Source organism: Marinobacter alexandrii (genome assembly GCA_039984955.1).
GTDB lineage: Bacteria > Bacteroidota > Bacteroidia > Cytophagales > Cyclobacteriaceae > Ekhidna.
Window position 1 is genome coordinate 3,091,045 of record JBDWTN010000007.1, and the last position, 23,864, is coordinate 3,114,908.

The 23,864-nt window shown below is 39.5% G+C and carries 10 protein-coding genes; 9 read left to right on the forward strand and 1 reads right to left on the reverse strand.

Annotated elements, in window-relative coordinates; translation table 11 throughout:
* Positions 1 to 91 precede the first annotated feature (91 nt).
* Entirely contained in the window at positions 92 to 658 is a 567-nt protein-coding gene (gene gmk, locus ABJQ32_20070) for a guanylate kinase (protein ID MEP5291964.1), read from the forward strand.
* A complete protein-coding gene (gene nadD / locus ABJQ32_20075; GenBank protein MEP5291965.1) occupies positions 655 to 1,230 on the forward strand; it encodes a nicotinate (nicotinamide) nucleotide adenylyltransferase in 576 nt (191 codons plus the stop codon). Before gmk ends, nadD begins: the two co-directional genes overlap by 4 nt.
* Here nadD and ABJQ32_20080 read toward each other — a convergent pair.
* Positions 1,221 to 3,215, reverse strand: a complete 1,995-nt coding sequence (locus ABJQ32_20080; protein ID MEP5291966.1) for a hypothetical protein — start codon at positions 3,213 to 3,215, stop codon at positions 1,221 to 1,223. The two genes, nadD and ABJQ32_20080, sit on opposite strands and share 10 nt — an antisense overlap.
* 171 nt (positions 3,216 to 3,386) lie before the next feature.
* Here ABJQ32_20080 and ABJQ32_20085 point away from each other — a divergent pair, with 171 nt between their 5' ends.
* Genes ABJQ32_20085 through ABJQ32_20115 form a run of 7 tightly spaced genes read left to right on the forward strand, consistent with a single transcriptional unit; the run spans position 3,387 to position 23,638 of the window.
* Positions 3,387 to 4,205, forward strand: coding sequence for a hypothetical protein (locus ABJQ32_20085; GenBank protein ID MEP5291967.1), 819 nt, complete (start codon positions 3,387 to 3,389; stop codon positions 4,203 to 4,205).
* Between the two features lie 17 nt (positions 4,206 to 4,222).
* Positions 4,223 to 9,958, forward strand: coding sequence for a T9SS type A sorting domain-containing protein (locus ABJQ32_20090; GenBank protein MEP5291968.1), 5,736 nt, complete (start codon positions 4,223 to 4,225; stop codon positions 9,956 to 9,958).
* Positions 9,959 to 9,965: 7 nt separating this feature from the next.
* Positions 9,966 to 11,048, forward strand: coding sequence for a zinc-dependent metalloprotease (locus tag ABJQ32_20095; GenBank protein ID MEP5291969.1), 1,083 nt, complete (start codon positions 9,966 to 9,968; stop codon positions 11,046 to 11,048).
* On the forward strand, positions 11,045 to 15,346 hold the full coding sequence (locus ABJQ32_20100) for a PKD domain-containing protein (protein MEP5291970.1): 4,302 nt from the start codon (positions 11,045 to 11,047) through the stop codon (positions 15,344 to 15,346). The genes ABJQ32_20095 and ABJQ32_20100 overlap by 4 nt, the downstream gene beginning before the upstream one ends.
* Positions 15,346 to 16,917 (forward strand): PorP/SprF family type IX secretion system membrane protein, encoded by a 1,572-nt coding sequence (locus ABJQ32_20105; GenBank protein ID MEP5291971.1) that lies wholly within the window; start codon positions 15,346 to 15,348, stop codon positions 16,915 to 16,917. Before ABJQ32_20100 ends, ABJQ32_20105 begins: the two co-directional genes overlap by 1 nt.
* Positions 16,918 to 16,967: 50 nt before the next feature.
* The gene (locus tag ABJQ32_20110; protein ID MEP5291972.1) at positions 16,968 to 18,647 is read left to right on the forward strand and encodes a hypothetical protein; all 1,680 of its coding nucleotides are present in this window, start codon (positions 16,968 to 16,970) and stop codon (positions 18,645 to 18,647) included.
* Positions 18,648 to 18,658: 11 nt separating this feature from the next.
* Positions 18,659 to 23,638 (forward strand): hypothetical protein, encoded by a 4,980-nt coding sequence (locus ABJQ32_20115; GenBank protein MEP5291973.1) that lies wholly within the window; start codon positions 18,659 to 18,661, stop codon positions 23,636 to 23,638.
* The last annotated feature ends 226 nt before the right edge of the window (positions 23,639 to 23,864 follow it).

Sequence of the window (23,864 nt, forward strand, 5' to 3'; positions counted from 1 at the left end):
GAGATAAGAGGTAGAATTCTTAGATAATTTTTCGCTTTAGATAATTTGATTCAAAAATTGACTCTCAAAATATTGGGGTTAATTTTGCGAAATGAAAGGAAAGGCTATCATTTTCTCAGCACCTTCAGGTGCCGGTAAAACCACAATAGTGCATAGCTTATTGGATAGAATTCCAAGTCTGAGATTCTCAATTTCTGCAACTACCAGACAAAGACGCCCCACAGAAATCGATGGTAGAGATTACCACTTCCTGTCTATTCAAGACTTCAAGAATAAACTAAATTCAGAAGAATTGCTTGAATGGGAAGAGGTGTACTCAGATACATTTTATGGTACATTAAAGCAGGAAATAGAAAGAATATGGTCTGAAGGGAATCATGTGATCTTCGATGTAGATGTAAAGGGAGGGAAGAAGCTGAAAAAAATTCTAGCTGATAGGGCGATATCGATTTTTGTAAAAGTCAAGAACGAAAAAGTATTGAGAGATAGGCTTGAGATGAGGAATACTGAGAGTGAAGAGATTCTAAATATGAGAGTAAACAAAGCTGCAGAAGAGATGAGGGAAGAAAAACATTTTGACACAGTAGTGCTTAATGAAGATCTTGATGAGGCAATAGGAGAGGCAGAAGCAATCGTGAAATCTTTTATTTATCAATGATGGAGATAGGATTGTTTTTTGGATCATTCAATCCAATTCATATCGGACACATGATCATTGCTTCTCTGGTCAAAGAAACCACGAGTGTCGAAGAAGTGTGGTTTGTAGTTAGTCCGCAGAATCCATTTAAGAAAAACAAAAAGCTGTTGCACGAATTTGATAGACTAGATATGGTTAATGCTGCAATCGAGGATGACTACAAATTTCGGTCAAGTGATATTGAATTTAATATGCCTCGCCCTAGTTACACAATAGATACATTGACATTGCTTCAAGAAAAGCATCCGGATAAAAAATTCCACTTAATAATTGGAGAAGACAATCTTCAATCATTTCCTAAATGGAAAAACTATCAAAAGATTCTAGAACACTTTGGGTTGATTGTGTATCCGAGACCCCATACAGCACCAAGTGATCTCATTGATCAAAAATCAGTGAAAATGATTGAAGCTCCTGAAGTAGATATTTCCGCTACTCTCATTAGAAAGTTATTGAAGGAAGGCAAGTCTATTAAGTATCTTGTGCCAGATCAGGTAGAAGAAATGATTAAAGTGAAAGGTTTTTATCGATAATCTGATAAATCTATCAGATTGGATTTTGAAGATTTATCAGATGTTTCGTACATCCTTATTTGGGCCAATTCATTTGAAAGTAAATCAGAATTGAGTTTTATGTAACTTTCTTTGAAAATACCTGTGGCAGGTTTTAGAGTTTCAGCATCTGAGCCGATGAACAATACATATCCCAGAAGGTTTTCGGATTTTTCTAACCACTTTAAAGTGATTCTTTTTCCCTTTTTTACTGAAGTAACTTTAATGGTGAAAGTGTTGTTTACGCTTTCTTCTTCTATGCGGTAGCTAATGCCAAACGGAAGTGAAGGTTCAGATCTGTTTTCCGAACTGTCAATGGCAATTAATTGATAGTAAAGTTCGTCTGTATATAACGATGATTGATCTGTGAATTTTGTCAATTCTTTATTGATTAATCGAGAATTGACCTTTTTTGGAACAGCATTCGTTGAATCCAGTCGTATTAATTCATATCCCATGAGGTCTGCATCTGAGTTGGCAACCCACTCTATAACTATACCATTTTCTTTCTGATAATCCAGATGTTTGATAAAAGGCCTTTCAGGAGCAATGACATCAGGTAATTGTGCAAAGACAAATTCAGACGGATCACTTCGATTATAAACCGTATCAATAGCAACAACATAGTAGAAGAAAGTGCTTTTTACTTGTTTTGGAAATGGCTGCTCTAATGATGTGACTTTAAGAGGATCACTGTTTAATAAGACGTATTTTTTTTTATTGTCCTTTTCTACAGTCCGATAGACTAAATATCCTGCTAAATCTGGCTCTAAATTGGCATTCCACTCCAAAAAAATTTTTCCTGTATCTGCTTTGATTGTAAGCCCTTCTGGCGCCATTGGGGGAAATACATCCTGAACTTCAATGAAAATTTTTCGTGATTCTCCTTCATTTCCATAAATGTCAGTATTGGCAATGATGTAATAATATGGACCAGGGACTGATAAAGAATCAGTGTAAGAAAATTTGGAAGTAGTTGTGTGAATTATTTCAAAAGGACCATCACTTACTGGAGATCTGTACAGTCGTAACTCGCTAAAATCATTTGTTTTCTCAAATTCCCATTTGAGATGTACTTTCATGGAATCGGCTTTGCCTTCAAAGCTTGTGGGTGCCGGAGGAGGCGTAGTGTCTTCAAGCTTAATAATTATTTCTTTGCTTCGCTTCGTCTCGTTTCCAAAAAAGTCTTTTCCGCTGACTGTATAAACATAAGTTCCGCCCACCTTCAAGTCTCTGATGGTGTATTTTGGAGATGCATACCCCACATTTCCAAGACTGTCGGTAGTTTCAGACATCATCAGCGGATTTTCATTTACTTTGATTTCGCCTAGGGAGTCAGTGTATTGATAAATATTGACTGCATAAAATAGCTCAGGATCTACCTCCCAATCGAGGGTAAAAGTGGTATCCTGTTGCTCCACCGAGAAACCACTTACAGCTTTTTCAGATGTATATGAACCAGCCACAATAGCTTGGGATTGACCTAAGTACAACTCTCTGCCATTTGAGATCTTGTTAATTTTGTATTCATAACTGACTCCTTGACTGACATTTCTGTCCTCATAAAAATTCCCTATGAATTCAGCGAATAATTGACTTTCAAATGATTTAATAAGGATGTTAACAAATAGAAAGCCAGATTCTTCCAATTGCTCCGGTGTTGCGCCTTTTACTATCTCAGTGTAGAAACCTAAATCACGGTCTAGTTGATAATATCGAACAGTATCAAATTCCACGTCTTGTGCAACAGGTTCATTTGTGATCCTTTCCCAATTTATGGTTCCTGATCTTCTCCTATAAACATGGCTGCCTTCTGTATAAAAAGGAAATTCGTTAGAATACCATTTGATTTGAATTGAAGTTTGAGTGTCCCTGTTTTCAGGACTATTTCTAACTAAAACTCTACTTTCCTGACCAATAACTGAGGTAAGTGTAATAAAGCTAAGTATTAATATGTAAACTCTCATTTAAAGTAGTTGAATTTCCGCAAAAATATCTAGGTATTCACAATTGTTAGTTGTTTACAAATAGAATCATAAATAATTATTAAAAAGTAATGACATATAAAAGACACATAAAATACTTAATTGTAATAAATTAGAATAATTTTGCATTTTATCAAGTCTTAGTCGATAAGTATGAAAACCTACCAGCTTATTTTCATATACCTGCTTTCGTTAATAATCAGCATAACATTAAAAGCACAAGCAGATGGAGTTGCTATTGGAGCAAGCTCAGCAAATGAAAGTGCTATTTTGCATATTCAGCCTCCTTCAAATAATAAAGGGCTATTGATCCCCAGACTTTCTAGTGATCCATCAAATAATACGATAGAAAATATTGACAATCCAGCGGATGGTCTAGTAGTCTATGATACCTATTCCAAGGGTTTTGTTTACTGGGATGAGTCATTGCCGGATATACCTGCAAGTAGGCCTGATAAATGGGTTCAAGTTACTCCTCAAGGAATGATTACTATGTGGTCAGGAACTACCCCTCCTAAGGGGTGGGTAATTTGTGATGGAAATAATAACACTCCGGATCTAAGAGGTAGGTTTATCGTGTCCTATAGTGCTGGAGATTCAGACTACAATAATCCGGGCAACATAAGTGAAGGAGGAACTACGGAAGGTGCAAGAGGTGGAGACCCAACAGTTACACTAGGCATTACCAATATACCTTCCCATAATCATCCGGTAAATCTAACAACCAATACAACTGGTTCACATACACATTCTTATGTAGATGATGTGGTAACAACCCCAAATCGAGAAGGAGATCCAGGAAATAGAGGTGGTCAGGTTGATGGATATTCTAATCAGAATAAAACAACTGGTGCATCCGGGAATCACAGTCATACTTTAAACGGAAATACTGGAAATGCAGGCTCAGCCAGCCCAAGCTCTGTCGACATTAGACCTCCCTATTATGTACTGGCATTTATTATGAAACTTTAACTATTTATGAGTCGGAAGTGAGAATTACCTTAAGCCTTATATCGATCATTTTTTCTGTTAGCATTTTTGCCCAGACCAGTATTTATAGTGAAGGGACGAAAATCAGCATCCAGAAAGATGCACTGCTTTATATCAGCGGCAATCTTGTTATGAATGAGTCTCCAAATGTCAACGAGGCTACATTAGTAAATACAGGAACGATACGTATTGGGGGAGATATTGTAAATAATTCGGAGAAAGGAGTTTTTCTAGATATAGGAAGGCCAGGTCCAGTTGTTTTTGTGGGTGCTGGAAATCAACGTATCATAAGTAATTATGAGTCATATATACCGTCCATTTTCATGGAAAAGGGTGGAGATAGCTTGATCATTGAGCAATCTATATTGAGGGTTGACAGTGCCATTAGGTTTAATGCTGGAAATCTTGGCCACATTATGGTAGGGGGTAATAAGATTATCATGGAAACTAACGGCTTTATAGTTGGTGAAAGACAATCTAATCGCTTAGTCATAGGCGAAGGAGGAAGTGTTGAAATTGAGATGCCTACCTTAGAAAATATTGCTGATACCATTATTTATGTTACTGAAGGTGGTGTTTTCACAGGAGATATAAATGTAAGTGACTCCATTTTCTTTCAGACCCCTTCAGGTTTTGATTTAAGGAATCTATTTGGAATCGGGTGGGGCACCACTTATCCAGAAAGTGCACAGGGTGAAAATGGTGGAACTGGTGTTCAAGTATTAAGAGAGTCGACTTATACTCCTGCTAGTGGGCAAACTCAGGTAGCGAATGGAGTGACAGCAGACAGGCTTTACCGAATGAACTTTTTTCAGAAAGATGATTTATTAGATGAAGTGGTTCTACACTTCTTCTCGGAAGATTTGGCAGATGTCCCCACCCCCCGCGCACTATATGTCTCCAATGACAATGGTATCTCTTGGACTAAAATGGATGGAGGTGCATTCGAAACAAATGATTCGACCATTACATACACAGTTGCAAATATCCCTATTGAACCAATCCGGACAAGCCTCGTTCCTCTGATCACCAATCCAAATGCGTCTAACCTTTTTGTAATTGCTGAGGCTGAGTGTAACGAAATCAATAAACCCGTAACGACTGTTAATCGATTTTCATTAAACAATGATATTGGGATAGATGCTTCTAATGAGGTATTTGAGATAAACATTTGTTCAGGAAGCTTATTTGAGTTAGGATATAATTCAGATGATTTAACAGAATTTAGCTGGGAGTTTGAAGGAAACCCAATTGAACTAGCTAAGCTCAGGAATGATACGATTAGCATTGGAAGCATCTCGGATACAGATGAAGGCTTATATACATTAGTTGCCAGAAATGTAAAAGGATGTGAAACCTCCAGAATGATTCAAGTAAATGTGTGGAGCGAACCTGTATGGGATGCCAATGGCGCTGCAGCAGGAATTGGAGATGGAGTGCCTGATTTTTTTGGTTTAGATGTCGCTGAAGCATGTGTGGGAGAAGAGATTTCTTTTCAAATTTCAATTGTTGAAGATCCAATCGATCCATTGTTTCAAGGTAGAATCGAGAAGTATACCTGGTATTTTGTCAACAGAGAGAGCACTAATTTTCCTATTGATTTAACTGATGGTGATACCTTCGAAACACCAGTCTTTTCGTACGATTCGGTAGGTACTTACACGGTTATTTTAGATGTTGTTACTGAGTTCGGATGCACGGAAACTTTTACTGACGTAATAAATATCGGACCTAACCCTGAAGGAGAGTTTGAAATAACGGATACAGAAGATGGAGATGAAATCAACTTTCTGTGTTCTGGTGAAAGTTTTTACTTAGATCCTTCTGATGATCTTGAATTCCTAAATAGTGATGGAAGTTTCGTAACGTTTATTTGGGATCTAGGGGATGGACGAACATCTACCTTCGAGCAATTGACACCTTCAGATCTGATAAACGCAGACTTTGGAGAAATTGGAAACCTAAGTTACAATGTAACCGAAGACACTGATTTCACGGTTACACTTACCGTTCAAACAGCTAAAGGTTGCATCGCTTCCACATCACAAAATATCAGGGTATTTGCAGAACCCGATCCTTCTTTTGAGATGAGATATGATGGAAGTCTTATATCAGCAGCAGGAAGCTGCGTGGGTTATCCAATCACGTTGACAAGTCAGCAAGCCCAGGTAGGAGATTTGTATGAGTACAAGTGGGTATTTAATGGGATTGACGGAGGATTTTCAAATAGAAGTGATACCACTGTAACTTTTGAAAGTGATGTATTGATAGACGTATCATTAGTCGTGAGGAGGAGCACAACAGATTGCGAGTTACAATCATTACCTCAAACGCTTGATATCCGCCAATCACCTATTATTTCACTAGGTGAAATAGCTACGTTTTGCGGTTCTACAGGAATTCTAGATCCAGGAGATCTTCCTGGAAATATGTATGAATGGACAGACATAAACGGAGATTTTTTGGAGAATACGCCAACCTACGAAGTTGATGCAGTGAATGGTGATGTGCAGACCATCAACTTAAGAATCACCAATGCAACTGGATGTTTCTCCACACAAACGATTGAAGTAACATTGAATCAAGACATAGCATTTGACCTGGGATCGAATGTGATAGCATGTGGTGTAGCGGAGATTGGTACAAATATTTTTGCTTCTGCAAACTATGTTTGGACAAAGGATGGTGCCCCTACACCTATAAGCAATGATTCAATGATTCAAGTAACCGAATCTGGTGACTACATGCTTTCTGTTTCAGACCCTGACGGAGGTTGCACGAATACTGCAATGGATGTCATAACGGTCACTATAATCCAACGACCAATGGTTGACTTAGGTCCGGATCGACAACTTTGCCCTGATAATACCACTACATTGGATGCTGGAGTGCATGATAGCTATCAATGGTCTGATGGATCGACAGAATCTACGCTGTTGGTCTCAACACCAGATTTATATTGGGTGATAGTGACAGATGGAGGATGTTCGTCTGAACGCGAAGAAATTTTGATAGAGCCAGGGGAAGATGGATTTTGCGATCCGGGCTGTGTCGGTACGGTAGACCCCACCTTTACTGTTCAGGCAATGGGTATAGATATCACAGAAGCTTGCCAATTTCAAGAAGTGCAGTTTATTAGTGCAGCTGCTCAAGTGGACGAAAGTGCCTATGACTATGAATGGACTTTTGAGAATAATGGAACTTCCAATGAACCGTATCCCGTAAAGACTTTCGCTGATGTTGATATGATCGATGTAACATTGAGAGTTACCTCCAAAACAGATGGTTGCTTTGATGAGCACATAACCACCTTAACAATCACAGAAACTCCTGTCAGTCCGTACGGAGATCAAATTGTTTTTTGCACCTCCTCAACGACTTTAGATGCAGGTAACCAGGGTATTGCTGGCGTAACCTATAGATGGGTAAATGGAAGTGATGTTGCTATCACCAGGACTTTTAATATGGATGATTCCGATGGAGATGTCCAAGACATAGTTCTGGAAATTGAGAGTGGCTCAGGATGTGCTATTTCTCAATCCATCCAAGTTACATTGAATGGAAATATCGAAATCGAATTGGGGCCTAATGTAGAAGATTGTGTTTCAGCGGTGATAGGCACGAATGAGTTTCCTACGGCTGACTATGTATGGACAAGAGATGGTGATCCAACACCTTTTAGCACGGACCCAATCATTGAAGTAACTCAGTCTGGTGAATACATGGTCTCAGTAACTGATAATGGAGGTGATTGCACAAATACAGCTACAGACGTAATCAATGTGACCATTATTGACCTCCCATCAATCAATTTGGGAGAAGATAGGCAAATATGTTCTGGTGAGCTATTAACTCTAAACGCTGGTTCCTTTTCAAGCTATTTATGGTCGAATGGAACTACTGAATCAAATATCTATGTGAATACAACAGGTTCATATTGGGTTGAAGTTACTAATGCCGGTGGGTGTGTGAATAGGGACTCAATCTTTGTAGAGGTAAGAGACGATCAAATAATAAGCCCGACAGGAGTCATTACTTCGTGTGATCCTGGGTGTATAGGTGCAATCGATGCTTCATTTAGAACTGAGGGTATCTCCATATCAAATGAAGTCTGTTCGCTCACAGAATTGCAATTCATAAGTACTGCTGCCGAAATTGATCCTACCCTATACGAATTTTTCTGGACCTTTAGTGACGGCACAATTTCGATTGATCCAATGCCAATCAAAAGTTTCGATATGCTCGGAAGCATTGGAGTTTCGCTTACTGTTACTTCAAAAGTAGATGGTTGTACAGCAACAACAGTCAATAGTGTAACGGTCTTGGAGACGCCAGATATTCCAATTGGTGAGGTTGTTTCATCTTGTGGAAGTAGCATTACATTGGATGCTGAAAATCCAGGAGCCAATTATGAATGGTCAGACCCAATAACCAGCGATGTTTTATCTACTGAAAGAACTTTCAATGTTTCATCAACATCTGAGGTTCCAATAAATCTTCACCTTGAGATCTCCACAAGTGATGGATGTATCGATTTACAAGACATAGAAGTCAGATTAAATACAGAGCTAAAGGTTGATCTTGGACCGGATACTGTAGCCTGTGAATCAATCATTATCGGTTCTAATGAGTTCCCATCTGCTACATACTTATGGTCGACAGCTGAAACTACACCAACAATTGAAGTTAATAGGTCAGGACGTTATGTTGTAAGGGTTACTGAAACTAGCACAGGATGTGTGAGTGAGGACGAAATATTTGTACAGATTGAAGGCCTTCCAAATCCAGATCTAGGCGGAGATCTAAGCCTTTGTGTAGGTGAAGTTCAGACAATAAGCCCAGGAAATTTTGCAAGTTTCCTCTGGTCAGATGGCTCTACACAAAGTTCCTTATCTATAGGATCACCCGGAATGTACTGGGTGGAGGTGACCAATGAGCTTGGATGTACAAATCGAGATACCATCACGGTTATCGTTGATGAAAATAACCCGTTGGATCTACCTAATGAAACTCAACTTTGTAGTTCATCTGGTCTGCTATTAGACGCAGGAGTGGAGGCCGAAAGGTATCAATGGGGTTCTTCTACTGGATTTGAATCTACAGACAGAGAGGTTACCGTAAATGAGATTGGAATCTACTGGCTGGAAGTTGAAATTCAAGCAGGATGTATTCATCGTGATACAGTTACAGTAATTGAAAGTACTGACCAATTGAATCCATCATTCCTTGTGCCAAGTGTTGTGGGAGTGGGAGACTTGGTGAATATTGTTCAATTGACTGAGCCTTTGCCGGAGCAATCAATCTGGTTATTTGGTGATGGAGTTTTCAGTTTAGAACACAACCCAATTCATCAATATCGTGAAGTCGGGGACTACACAATCACACTACAGATTTCCAATGGGGGATGTACTGCTTCAGTATCTAAACAAATATCGGTTGTTGAATCTAAGTTCGAACAGGAAAGATTGTCCCAGGAGTTGATTGAGCTTCGTAAGCTTAAACTATATCCTAACCCAATAAAAGATAAAGTTAACCTTCAGGTGGAGGTTTCTACCGAAACGCTCATTTTAGTTAGAGTATTTACCCTAACAGGGTTAGAGGTTTTCAGAAATGTGTATGAGGAAAAAGAGCTGGATGTGTCCATTGATCTTTCTGACCAAAATGCAGGGCTATTCCTTGTAAATGTTGAAGTAGGAAAAACAAGCCATTTGACGAAAATCATTAAACCAGAATGATCTTTTTATGAGCGAGAGGACTTTAAAAAATCACATTCGAAATAATGTTTTGTTCGCTATCTGGCTGTTAGTGTTTGGAACTCAGTTTGCCTATGCAGCAGTAGAAAGAGAGGATCTTATTTTTATACCTGTCGTATTTCATATTGTTTATAGTGTAGACGAAGAAAACATATCAGATGAGCAGATTTTATCGCAAATAGTTTCGTTAAACGATGATTTTAGATCAAGAAACATAGACCTCCTAGGAGTGGGCGATGATTTCAAAGCGTCAATTGGGGATGGTGGGATAGAGTTTGTTTACGCCAATAAAATCATAGACTTCCCTGTAGATCCAATCATTAGGGTGGAATCTGATAAAAAGGTTTTTTTCAATTCAGACTTATTCGAATCATCAAAAGGAGGTTCGAACCCAATTGAGGAAAACCGAATTTTAAATGTCTGGGTCGCTAATTTAAGTGAGGGGCTATTGGGGTTTTATGATCAAAAAGGGATAGCAATAGATTTTAAAAATTTTGGAACAAATGGCACAGCAGAATCTCCTCATGATCTTGGGAGAACACTTACGCACGAAGTTGGGCATTTTTTTTCCTTAAAGCATTTGTGGGGCATAGGAGGTTGTGATTCTGATGATGGCGTTAATGATACACCTACCCAATTCGATGAGATTTTAGGCTGTGACCTTGAATCCATAAGCTGTGGGAGTAGAGATATGACTCAAAATTTCATGAATACGTCACTTGATCACTGCCTACTTTTTTTTACAAAGGGGCAAATTGAAAAAATGAGGAATTACATCGTTGAAAATCTTCCAGAAATGATTTTAGAAAAAAATGAAATCGTTTTGGAGGTCAACGAAGGATTACGGACAGTTAATTTTTACCCCAATCCTGCCAATGAAGGTCTTATCTATTTTGAAGGGATTCCTTCAAATGTTAATTTTTTAATCCTTTTTTCATTAGGTGGACGACTCATCGGTAAATACCCAATTGCTGGAAGATCTGTCCAACTAAATGATATTGAAAAGGGTGTCTACATTCTAAAACTAGAAGGTGATAATTATTATAAGACAAGTAAAATGATTGTTGAATGAGAATTGGCTTTTTAAGGCGGCTAATTACCGTATTGTTGATTTCATGCGTGGTGAATTTGTTAGCTAATGAAACATGTGAAGAAGTGCCTACTGCCTCCTTTGCGGTAGGTAGCCCTTTATGTCAATTCACTCCAGTTACGTTTACAAATACATCCTCAACAACAGTTGGACAAATTATTCTTTATCGTTGGCAGTTTGGTGATGGAGAGGAATCAAGTGAAGAAAATCCAACACATACGTATGACCTTCCAAATACTTATACAGTAAGACTTACTGTGCTTGATTCTGAAGGTGAATTCGATGAATTTGAAACAGATATTGTCATTCAGTCGGCACCTGTAGTCGACTTTGATATTGATCTAACAGATAATTGTTCAGGTACTACCCAAACATTTACTGGATCGGCTAGTGGTTCCATACTATCATCTGACTGGGATTATGGAGATGGTTTTGGCTCTTCAGGAATGAATGGGAGTAGAGATTTTACTGAAGCAGGTACTTATGAAGTTACATTCACTGTTGTATCGACCTCCAACTGCAGCAACTCTATAACCAAGGAGATTACCATTTATGAAGAGCCAGTAGCAGGTTTCACATTTGAAAGTGTTTGCGACCAAGAAGCCATTCAATTTAACAATACGAGTACCATTACCACTGGTAACTTGACCTATAGTTGGGATTTTGATGATGGGGATGGGAGCACCCTAGCAAATCCTTCCCATATCTATGATACTCCTGGTGATTACGATGTGGTTCTTACTGTCACAAGTACGGACGGAATGTGTGATACACAAACAATGCAGACAGTAACGATACACCCCAATCCTGTTTCTAGTTTTACTGCACCCGCTATATGTTTAGGAAGCGCTACAACTTTTACCAATAATTCCACTGGAGTTAACCTAAGTGCTGAATGGAACTTTGGTGATGGTAATACTTCTATAGATTTCAATACTACACATACTTATGCATCTTCAGGATCATATATAGTATCGCTTGAAGTCACATCAGATGATGGTTGTAAGGACAAGTCTGAGAGACGTGTTGATATCTATGACGATCCGGTACCAACCTTCTTTGTAGAAGACAATTGTTTACTTAACAGTGTTGCGTTCAGTAATTTGACGAACACGGAAGGTGACACATATACTTATGCATGGGATTTTGGAGACCCTTTAGTTATGACAGATGTCTCCACAGATGAGAACCCAAGTTATACCTATGGTTCTACAGGTACTTACACAGTGACACTTACAGCCACTACGAGTACCATGTGTAGTGCGACCTACCAACAAGATGTGGTTATTTCCCCACATCCATCTACAAATTTCACTTTTGTAGATGGGTGCAAAGGAGAGGAGAATACGTTTACAAGTACGTCAACGATTGCTGCTGGCAACACCATAGAGACATACACATGGGACTTTGGAGATGGAGGTAGTTCAATAGGAGCAACAACAACACATACCTATTTAGAACCGGGTGTTTTCGATGTTAAGCTCACCACGATTTCATATAGTGGATGTGAAGATGAGCTGATCCAACAAATAACGATTTATGATGACCCTGCGCCAGACTTTTCGTTTGATGGTGCTTGCGATGGAAACGAGATCACATTTACTAACGAGAGTACGGTACTTGGAGGAGGAAGCCTGAATTACACTTGGGACTTTGGGGATGGTCCCCCATCAACCACAAGCAATTTGGTCAGCCCGACTCATACCTATGCATCTCAGGGTATATATACAGTTACACTTACCGTGCGGCATAATGTGCCAGCAGGTTGCGAGGCGGTTATACAAAAGAATGTAGAGATTTTTCAAGATTTGACATCATCCTTTACTGTCGATCCTGAGTGTTTGGGTGATGCGGTTACGTTTGATAACACATCCATTGGAACAGGACTTTCGTTTCTTTGGAATTTTGGAGATGGTAATACCTCAACACAATTTGAGCCGAGTCATACGTATGCTTCCCCGGGCTCCTACATTACCACTTTGCTAGTCACCTCTAATGATGGCTGCACTCGAATTTCAGAGGAGAGAGTAGATATTTATGCAGACCCAATACCTGTATTTTTTGTAGAGGACAATTGCTTACTGAACAGTGTTGCGTTCAGTAATTTGACGAATACAGAGGGCGATACATATACCTATGCATGGGACTTTGGAGATCCCATGGTGATAACAGATGTCTCTACAGATGAGAACCCAAGTTATACCTATGGTTCAGTTGGAGCCTATACGGTAAGATTAACGGCTACTACAAGTAATGGATGTGTTGCATTTTATGAAGGAGATGTAGTGATCTGGGATCACCCAGAAGCTAATTTCGATATTCCAAATGTGGCCTTTGCTGTTTCAGACGGTTGCGAAGGAGTTGTGGTGGAGCTACCAAATACGACCACCATTGCAGCTGGTCAATCCATTGCTTCTTATGTGTGGGATTTTGGAGATGGTAGTGGATCTACTTCGGAAATAGGGAGTCATTCTTATGATGAACCTGGAGTATATGATGTTTCCTTAACAGCTGTATCAACAAATGGATGTGAAGATCAAATTATACAGCAAGTTACAATTACAGGCAAACCAGTTCCAGATTTTTTTTTCGGTGGAACGTGTGAGGGAAACGTCGTTGAGTTTCTGAATGAAAGTACCGTATCAGAAGGTAATCTGACCTATATCTGGGATTTTGGAGATGGTAGTGCTACTAACAATGAAATTGACCCCACACATGAATATGCCACACAAGGTACTTATACGGTTACATTGGAAGCTCGTAACAACTCTGGTGGATGCTTTACAATAGTGACTAAAGAGGTGGAGATTTTTCAGGAGCTTACTTCTGATTTTGGATTTACTTCAGTTTGTTTTGGGGAAGAAGTCGTTTTTGATAATACGTCCATTGGTACCGGTGTTGATTTTTTATGGAATTTTGGAGATGGTAATACGTCAACTTTTTTCGAGCCAAACCATTTGTACGAATCTCCAGGCTCTTACATAGTCAATTTACTAGTAACCTCATCTGATGGCTGTACAAGAACTTCTGAGAGAAGGGTAGATATATATGAAAACCCAACGCCTGTATTCTTCTTTGACAATAGCTGTGAACTCAATGAGGTGCAGTTTACAAACCTAACTGATGAGAGTATAGGATCTCTTTCCTATATGTGGGATTTTGGTGATGGGAATAACTCTACCGAAAGAGAGCCAGCACATGTATTCGAAGAGTTTGGTACCTATACAGTTTCACTCACGGTAACAACTGGGGATAATTGTCAGACCATGATCTCCAATACCATCGAGATTTATGAAATACCAGTTGCTGATTTTACTATTGCTGATGTTTGTTTTGGGTTCACTTCAGAATTCACTGACCAGTCAACTGGAGTAATAGAATCATACTTATGGGATTTTGGAGATTTGACTAATTCAACATCTGAAAATCCTGTAAAACAGTATTTAAGTCCTGGAACTTACAATGTAACGCTGACCATCGTTTCATCTAATGGCTGTACGAATTCAATGACGAAACAAGCTATTGTAAATGAATTGCCGGTAGCAGATTTTGATGCGACTGATGTATGTGTGGGGGAGCCCACTGTCTTTACAAACAAATCAATAGATAATAGCTCGACCAGTACCTTTCAATGGAATTTTGGAGATGGGGCGACTTCCATCGCTCAAAACCCGACTCATACGTACTCATTACCGGGCAACTATGCTGTAGATTTAACTATTACTTCATCTGAAGGCTGTGTTGACGCTACTAGTAAATTAGTCATAGTTTTCGATCTGCCAGAAGCAGATGCTGGTCAAGATACAACGATCAGCAGAGGCGCTTCCGTCCAACTACAAGCAACTGGTGGAGTATCATATCAGTGGAGTCCAATTACGAATTTGGATAATTCTACCGTGGCAAACCCTATTGCAAGGCCATTGGAAAATACAGTGTATACAGTTACCGTGACTGATGATAATGGTTGTCAAAGCACGGACCAGGTAATGGTGAGCTTGAGAGAAGATTTTCAGGTTGTAGCTACGAATGTATTTACACCAGATGGAAATGGTCAAAATGATCAATGGGTCATTCCTAATGTTGACGCTTTTGATCAAGTTCAAGTAAAAGTATACGATAGATATGGAGTATTGGTATTTGAAGATAATGATTATCAAAATAACTGGGAGGGAACCAGAGGAACGGATATACTTCCAGATGGGACATACTATTACCTAATTACATTCCCTGGTACAGACATAAACTACAGCGGAGCTCTAACTCTTTTAAGAAATAGATAATGAAACGCCTGATAATACATATAACTATTGCCTGTATTGCATTTTCATTTTTAGTTGGGAATGCACAGCAAACAGCTGGGTTTAGTCAATACTATATGAATCCCTTCTTACTTAATCCTGCAGCAGCAGGTACAGGTGATACCCAAGCTTTTCTTCAGTATAGAAATCAATGGATTAACATAGATGGGTCTCCTGAAACTTATGCTTTCACTTTGGATGGAAAGTTGAAAAGACATCCTGTTGGTTTAGGGATAACCTTTCTCAATGACGTCACTAATTTTATTAATCGTACAAATTTGGGGATCACCTCATCATATATCCTCAAACTTGCCAAAGATCACGAGTTATCGTTTGGAATGACATTCATGCTTATCCAGAATAGAGTTGATTTTGATAAAGTAATAGCGCAAGATTTTTCCGATCCAAACCTTTTTTCTAGTATAGATCAAAAACCTGTTTTCGAGTTGAATTCAGGCCTGCAATATAGATGGAAAGGTGGGTTGGGTTTAGGAATTGTTGCAGATCAATTACTACAAAGTGAATTGACTTATGAAGATCCAGCTACGTTCGGTTCATTGAGTTTTGCATTGATTAGACATTATACAGCAATCCTCAATTATGATATAAAAATCAATGAAAATTTTGGTGTTGAACCAATTTTGATTGGAAGAGTTGCTCAAGGTCTTCCAAGTCAATATGACGCAAGCTTGTACGGGAAATATAAAGATATTCTATGGCTGGGTGCTGCTTACAGAGACCAGATAGGATGGGCCTATTCACTAGGTTTTAACGTTTTTGACAACCTAAGAGTAGGATATACTTATGAATTGTCAACAACAGGTTTGGATCGAATCGGAGGCCCCACGCATGAACTCGCGGTTGGATGGAATTTTGGTAAATCGCTGTTTGGCGATGGCGTGAGTGGAGGTATTGCAGAGCAAAAGGACAGGGAAGGAATCAAAAAATTGAGACGGAAAAATGATGAAATTGATGCTAAATTAGATTCAATCAATAAGTTAAGTGACTCACAATATGTGATCCTTCAAGCGAAACTGGATTCAATCAATGAGATCAATAAATTTCAACAGGAGGAGATTAATGCCCTAAGTATTGATTTTCAAGGGGTGGGAGAGTCGTTAAATGGAAGACCCATTGAAAGCAATGATGGAATAACGGATGAACAGGAAGCGATTTTGGAGCGCTACAATATATCATCCGAAGGATACATTCCAAGTATCATTAAAAGTAGAAATATTTTATTTGGTGCTGGAAAGCATAAAATCGACCCCATTTACAGTAGGAAGCTGGATGAACTTGTCCAATGGTTGGTAATAAATGAGTCCGTTAAACTCAAATTAGTGGGACATGCTGATGCGTCAGGGAACCCATTGCCAGCTTTAAAATTATCTGAAAAACGTGTTCAGGAGGTGAAAAATTATCTGGTAAGAAGAAATGTGTCAGAAGAACGAATCGCTACAGAAGTAGAAGGTAGTACGGCTGCCTTGTCACAAGGAGACGCAGCTGTCAATAGAAAATTCAATCGGAGGGTAGAGATATTGTTGGATGAATAATTATATAAAAGTGATGAAACCTAATGTGAATTCAATTTGGTGATTTTTAAATGAAGAATATTCTTACATATTGTTCATTAATATTAGCAGTAAACTACTGTCTAGTAGCTCAAGACCTTGAAACAATTAAGGATCAAAAGTTTGTGACTTACAGCGGAGGGATCTCATTAAATAACACCTTCTATAGTGCTGTGGGAATGCAAAATCAGCGTGACCCATACTTCTGGCAGCTTAACGCCAATCTCAATTTTAATTTCTTGAATATTGTTCAAGTCCCTTTCTCTGCCACGTTTAGTCAACAACAAAAAAACTTCAATCAACCACAACCATTTAATAGGTTTGGATTGAGTCCAACATATAAAAGTTTGACTGCTCACCTGGGTCATCGCAGCATGAGTTTTTCGCAATTCACCTTAGCAGGTACGATGTTTTTTGGTGCGGGTCTGGAGTTCCAGCCAAAAGACTATCCTTGGAGAGTAAGTGCAATGTATGGGAGATTAGCTAAGCCAGTAGAGCGTTTTGCAAGAGATGGGCTGGTGTTTGCTGAACCTACATATCGTAGGGCAGCATACAGCGTAAAAGCAGGATATGAAGAGGGTGATATTGCTGCTCACCTGATCATTTTTAAGTCATCGGATGATGAAAATTCAATCTCTGTACCAGATAGCATAGGCGTTAAGCCAGAAGAAAACTTGGTCATCGGATTGGTTTCGACATTTAAATTTTTAAAGGTTTTCACTTTTGAAATAGATTATGCGCATAGCATGCTTACAAGGGATAAAACAGCCATAGAGACAGTGGAGAATGAATTCAGTTTTAGAAATAATCTAGGCACCCTTTTTACAGTTAATCAAAGTTCTTCTTTTAGTAATGCACTCTCTTCAAAATTGACTTTTAATGGAAATTTGTTCCAACTGAACCTTGCCTACAGGAGAATAGATCCTGGTTATTCTACACATGGATCATCCTTTTTAAATAATGATTTACAGGATATTTCAGGTGGAATAGCCTTGCCCTTATTTAAGGGTAGAGTATCACTTTCGTCTAACCTTGGATTCCAAAAAAATAATCTTGATAACCAACTAGCTGCTGAAGTTACCCGACTTATTTTTTCGTCATCAGCCAGTGTGGCAGTAAGTGAGCGCCTAAATACATCGGTATCATTTTCAAATTTCAGCACAGGGACGAGTCAAACATTAATTCAAGATAATCTGCTCTCAGATTCCTTGGAGTTTTTTCAGGTTACAAGAAATGGTACTTTGACGACTAACTACACAATCGGAGCAAACAAACAAAGTAGCGTTTTCGCCACATTTTCATTACAGGATGCTACCGATAGCGATAACAATGAAAGTGTGTTTGCCAATGCTAACGCAGGCTATTCTACCGTGATAAATACAGTGTGGAGATTGAATGTTAATGCAAACTATAACAATAACGTAACCATGGATTCTGAAACTACTTCCATTGGTCCCGGAGTAGGGCTTGGAAGAAGTTTACGAGATAATAGAATTCAGACAAACCTGGCTTTAAACCTGTTCAATAGTTATTTGAACAGTGACCTTCAAAATAGGATTGCTACCGTACGTTTAACAGCATCTAGTTCACTTGGAAAACGCCATAGTATTTCTCTGAGTACTTTCTACACGAATAGAAGTACAGTCCAAGAGGAGACTAGTACCAATATCAAAGAAGTTAGAGGGAATGTCAATTACGCTTTTAGGCTATAATTAAAAGATAGATGAGTAAAAAGACCAACTATATCAAATCAATCATAAAAAGCCTGACATGCTTCACTTTTTTGATATTCACTCATTTCTTGGACGCACAAGTTGATAGGTTCCCGGCTAATGTATCTCCTATACTTAACTCCCCCTATTCTCTTTTCTTGGAGGATTATACGGATCCTTCATTAAATCAGTTGGTTGGGAATATTGTATTTAATGATTTTAACGAGCCTTCTTGGACTTTTAAATTAAGGCTGACCATTGAAAGTACAGATGTTCGTATTTCAACCAAACCTGGATTTACGCCAATAGATCCAATTGTAGTTCAGCCGGGTATTTTGACACAGTTTGCTTCTACAGATTGGACCGAATATTTTGATTTTGGTAACATTAACATTTCGGGATCTGCGGCAAACTTGGTTCGCCAGACAGGTCGATTGCCCGAGGGGTTATATTCTTTTTGTATTGAAGTTTTAGATTATGAGACTGGTGATCCATTATCGAGAGAAACGTGTGCAACTGCATGGATACAATTAAATGATCCTCCTAGAATAGTTTCTCCCTTTTGCGGAACTGTTTTAGACCCAAAGCTTACCTCATTTCCGATACAATGGCAGCAGTTTAATACAACGAGCCCCAATGCAGAAATGGGTACCACTTATGATCTGACGATTTGGCAACTTACGGATCCAACAGCTAATCCATTTGTCGCAGTTCCTAATGGACAAGCGCTGCAGGTATTTCAAACCAGAGACCTTACTTCTCCTACATTTATTTATGGACCAGCAGAGCCACTATTAGATTTGGGTAAAACCTATGTATATCAGATTAGGGCCAAATCTCCAGATGGGAGAGATTCTTATAAGAATGGGGGCAATAGCGAGTTTTGCCATTTTAGCTATGGATGGCCTGAAGGAGGGACTATAGAACTCGAATGGCCAGAATATGATGGTGGTTTTAAAAGCGAACAGCAACCTTACATAAGCTGGGGAGCCCCTAGCAATAAGCGTCCTGATCAGTCTGTAGCATACTTGGTGAAAATAATGGAAATGAACGAAGGGCAAACCCCGGAAGATGCTATTTCCAGAAACCAGCCCTGGTTTGAATTTCAAAAACCCACTTCGTTTGGTAGCTTCGGTAGTTCCTTGAGTTTACCCAACCTTGACAAGTCCCAAAAATACGCTTGGAAAGTCTCTGCCCTAACAGGTGAACAAGTAGTCGCTGAAAGTGAAATAGGGCTCATGAACGGTCCCAGTCTGGTAGAGTTCTTTTATGCAGGAAACCATCGCGTGAGAGTCGATTTTATCAACGGGACTGACATAACAAATATTTCTGGTGGTGGTGAAGTGCGTTTATCACCGGATCCTGATACCTGGACTAGCCTGAAGTTTGAAAACATATCCTTAATTGATAATGGAGGATACTGGTTATTGGATGGCGGGACAATAGAAATTGATGACAGTAAAATTGTTACATTAAGTCCCGACTATGAGGATAATCAAAATGCTACGTTCAACACGCAAAAATATAAACTCACCAAAGAAGGATTGTTTGCATTTGGTACGTTCACATGGGATTTACCCTTTGCTACGCTTTCAACGGAGAAGCCTATCGTAAGATCGGTCGAACAATGGGCTAATTTCAACAATTTCAAGATCAATACAGTAGTTGGACTACCAGAGAACGATAATCGTTTTGATTTACTTGACCCCTATGATTTTACCATTGATCTATATAAGACATCACTGGTATATATAAATGACGATAGATTCAGATTTGAGCTGGACGGAGATGTATTTGTTCCGGATATTGTTAGAAGATTAGAAGATACCAGAGCTTCATTTCGTTTCGACAATGTTGCTGACCTATATTATTTTGAAGGTAAGTCTGAATCTTTTGTTAATGCTATTCAGCCTGTTCAAAACACGCTATACTGGTTAAAAACATCAAATTATGTTATTGATTTTTCTGAGAAAACTTCTCCTGGTATTCATCAGTCTAATCTAGAATGGAAGGGGATAGACCTTGTTGATTATTCATTCACCTATGAAAGGTCTGCTGACCATAAAGGGCAGCTAAATTTTGACACCCCTTTTCAGAATTCATATACACAAGATGGAGAGTCTAGATACGCTTACATCACTAATGAAGGGCTCTCTATGCATCTAAATACTTCTTATGGAGATATTGAAGATGCACTGAACTTTCAAACATTCCCTTCCAATCCAAGATCTCTTGACCTGCTGGTCGAAAACAACGTTGTAAATACCAAAAGTAATTTTAAAGGGGATTTTCTGATTCCGTTTATTAGCACCGATAGGCGTTTTGGATATGAAATCCCTATTACCAATCTTGGTTACGAAAAAGGATTCCTGGTTGATGTTGAAGGATATGACTTTTATTTCAATAAAGGTTCACTTGAGCAAGAAATATATGTAAAGATTAATCGGGCAGTCCTCTCTGGAAATGAGCGAATCACCATGAACATAGACATGGATTGGCCTGGGATGGGAGTGAAGCTTACAAAACTTCGCGACTTCAAAGTTTGGGGTGATTACTCAGTAGGCTTTACAGCAAAAAATGGTACTGTAGCTCTTGAGGAGCGAAAAAATGCACTCATGAGTGCACAAGAGTATCCGGTTACAATAGATGTAATAGGAGCGGGAAGCTTTGATGGAAGGTACTTCTTTGCCACGACTGCCGATATCGTTCTTGGAGAGGACGTGAGTGGACCAGATGCAGAACCAACAGTAAATGTATATAGCAGTGTTGAAAATGAGTTTGTACCAGAAAGTGCAAACGGTGGAATTTCAGATATGCCCGATGAGGGCCCCTCGTATGACGATGCTGTTGCTCAAGTAGAAGCTGAGATAGAGGAATATGAAGAAAGCCTATTGGCCAAGCTCAACGAAGGCTCCAAAGAGCTTCAGACGCAAGCGGAGAATCTCAAAGAGAGCTTAGCTTCCAATTCTACAGTTCTTCCGCCAGATGATATTGTAAAGTCTTTTGAAACAGGAGAAGAAATTTCTCAGGAGGAACGTGACAGACTTTACCCAATAGTCGAAGGATTTGTTACCGTTTTAGCTACGCACTACCTCGCTCCATTAGACAGTGCGATGGGCAACCTCAACAAGAAAATTGAAGATGCCATCACTGGAGAAAAAGACAAAGCAAAAGATTTCATAAATCGAACGATTGATAACCTAGTAGATCAGGTGACTCAAAACCTGGCCTCATCTCTACAAAATAAAAAAATAGATGTAACCCCCATCATCAACGAAATCGGGTTAGCTACCAAACAGGCCCTCAAAAGTGAAATCGTTGGATCCCTTGATAAGACGGTGAAAGTAAACCTGACGGATCCGATTAAAGCGTTGATTGTGGATAGGTTCATGCAGCGGGTCTATGATTACATTATTGACAATAGCACGGACGCTATTTACGATGTGCTGAAGGGGCAGGCTAACGGCGGTGACATTGCAAGTAACTATGCAAATGGGCTGAAAGATCTGGCTACTGAGACAACAGAGGATGTAGCCAATTTTATCAGCCCCGAAAGCCTGGCATCCACCATTGAGGGGCTAGCCTCTGACTTTATTCAAGGCATAGATATGTCAGGAGTAGCCGCTGAAATAAGCGGCAAGGCAAAAGATATAGTCCTAAAAGCGCTTGAAGATCTAGCTAAAGATGTGGTAAGTGATTTAGCTCAGGAATATCTGGAAGAAGCAGGCCTTCCTCCATTCTTGGGAGGAGAAAATCCTATCGATTTTGCAGGTATAGGAACAAAACTCGCAGACGGAGACTATGCAGGAGCCATCAAAGATGCACTTCCCGTAGATCCATTACCACTGAAGATGCGAACACCGGTTGTAGATCTGGAAGGCTACATAAGCTATACTCCAGGAGACCCTACATACGGAAATGTGTGGAGTGGAGATATTGCCATGAATGTGAAGGTACCTAAGCCTTTTGTGCTTAGCGCCACTTACATCAACGGGCGAATTGGTGACAATTCCTACTGGTTTGTAGAAATAAGAGGTGGTAAAAATGACCAACCATATAAACTAGGTGAGCCAATTGCAAAAGAGGCAAAGGCTTTAGCCAGACCGGTAAACATGGGAATCGCCAATCTAGTAGGCGTTTCAGGACGGGTGTATCACCACATGTCTGAGACAGAAAATGGAGGGATAGCCCCTGATCCCGATATGAGGTTTGGTGCTTACATGAATGTGATATTCTTTGATACCCAAGGAGGGAAAAAGCTAAGATTGGCGGTAGCAGGAGAGATCAATACCAAAGAAAACGGAGATTACACGCTGGCATTCGATGGAAACTTGCAGATGCAAAATTCAGCTCCTAAAGTGACTGAAATTGATGAAAGTGCAGTTATTCAAGGCTTCATTGAGATAAGATATAACTCTGCTGAAAAGCACTTCTTTGGATATGCAAAGGTTATCTTGAATAAACCAGGAACGCTTTGTGCAGAAGGAAGTATTCTGGTGGATGTCAAGCCAGGAGCATGGCGTGTAGCGCTAGGATCTAGAGATGATCGCTTGATGTTTGTGCCGGGATGCGTGGGGTGGTCACCTACTGGATGGCTGGATGTGAATCAAAACGAAGCAGAATTGGGGCTGGGAGTACAGTGGTCCATACAAGCCAAGACTCCAACACTCCCTATTGCGATCTGGAAAGTTCGATTTGGGGTAGATGCGGGCTTGGCCTTTGGTATACTAGCCGCTGTACAATACAATCCAAAGTTCGCGCTTGCTCGCTTGGGGATCTGGGCAGACCTCTGGATCAAACTGATCATGGAGCATAAAAAGATCTGGAAGAAAAAATGGAAGACCACTGTTCTGGTTGATATCAACTTGAAAGGAGACATGATACTCTATTTCATTCCGAAACCAACCATGCTGGAGGGAAGCCTCCGTGGGTACGTCAAGGTACTGTTCTTTAAAAAGGATATCAAAGCAAGCTTTAGTAAAGAAATCTAGTAGAATGAGTAGAAGTCATAGATATCATTATAAAAGAAAATTGTGCGATAACTCTTCGCTCAGGTGGGTAGGAGAGAAAGTTTGGCGGGCCAGCGTAGGCATGAGGGTCGATAGCTTTCAAACTTTCTTGAATTTTTTGCTTCGTTTTTGGTTCAAGCCAAAAATGAAGACTAAAAAAGCTTTGAAATATGTTCGATTTAGGGTAAAAACAATTTTGAGCAATGTG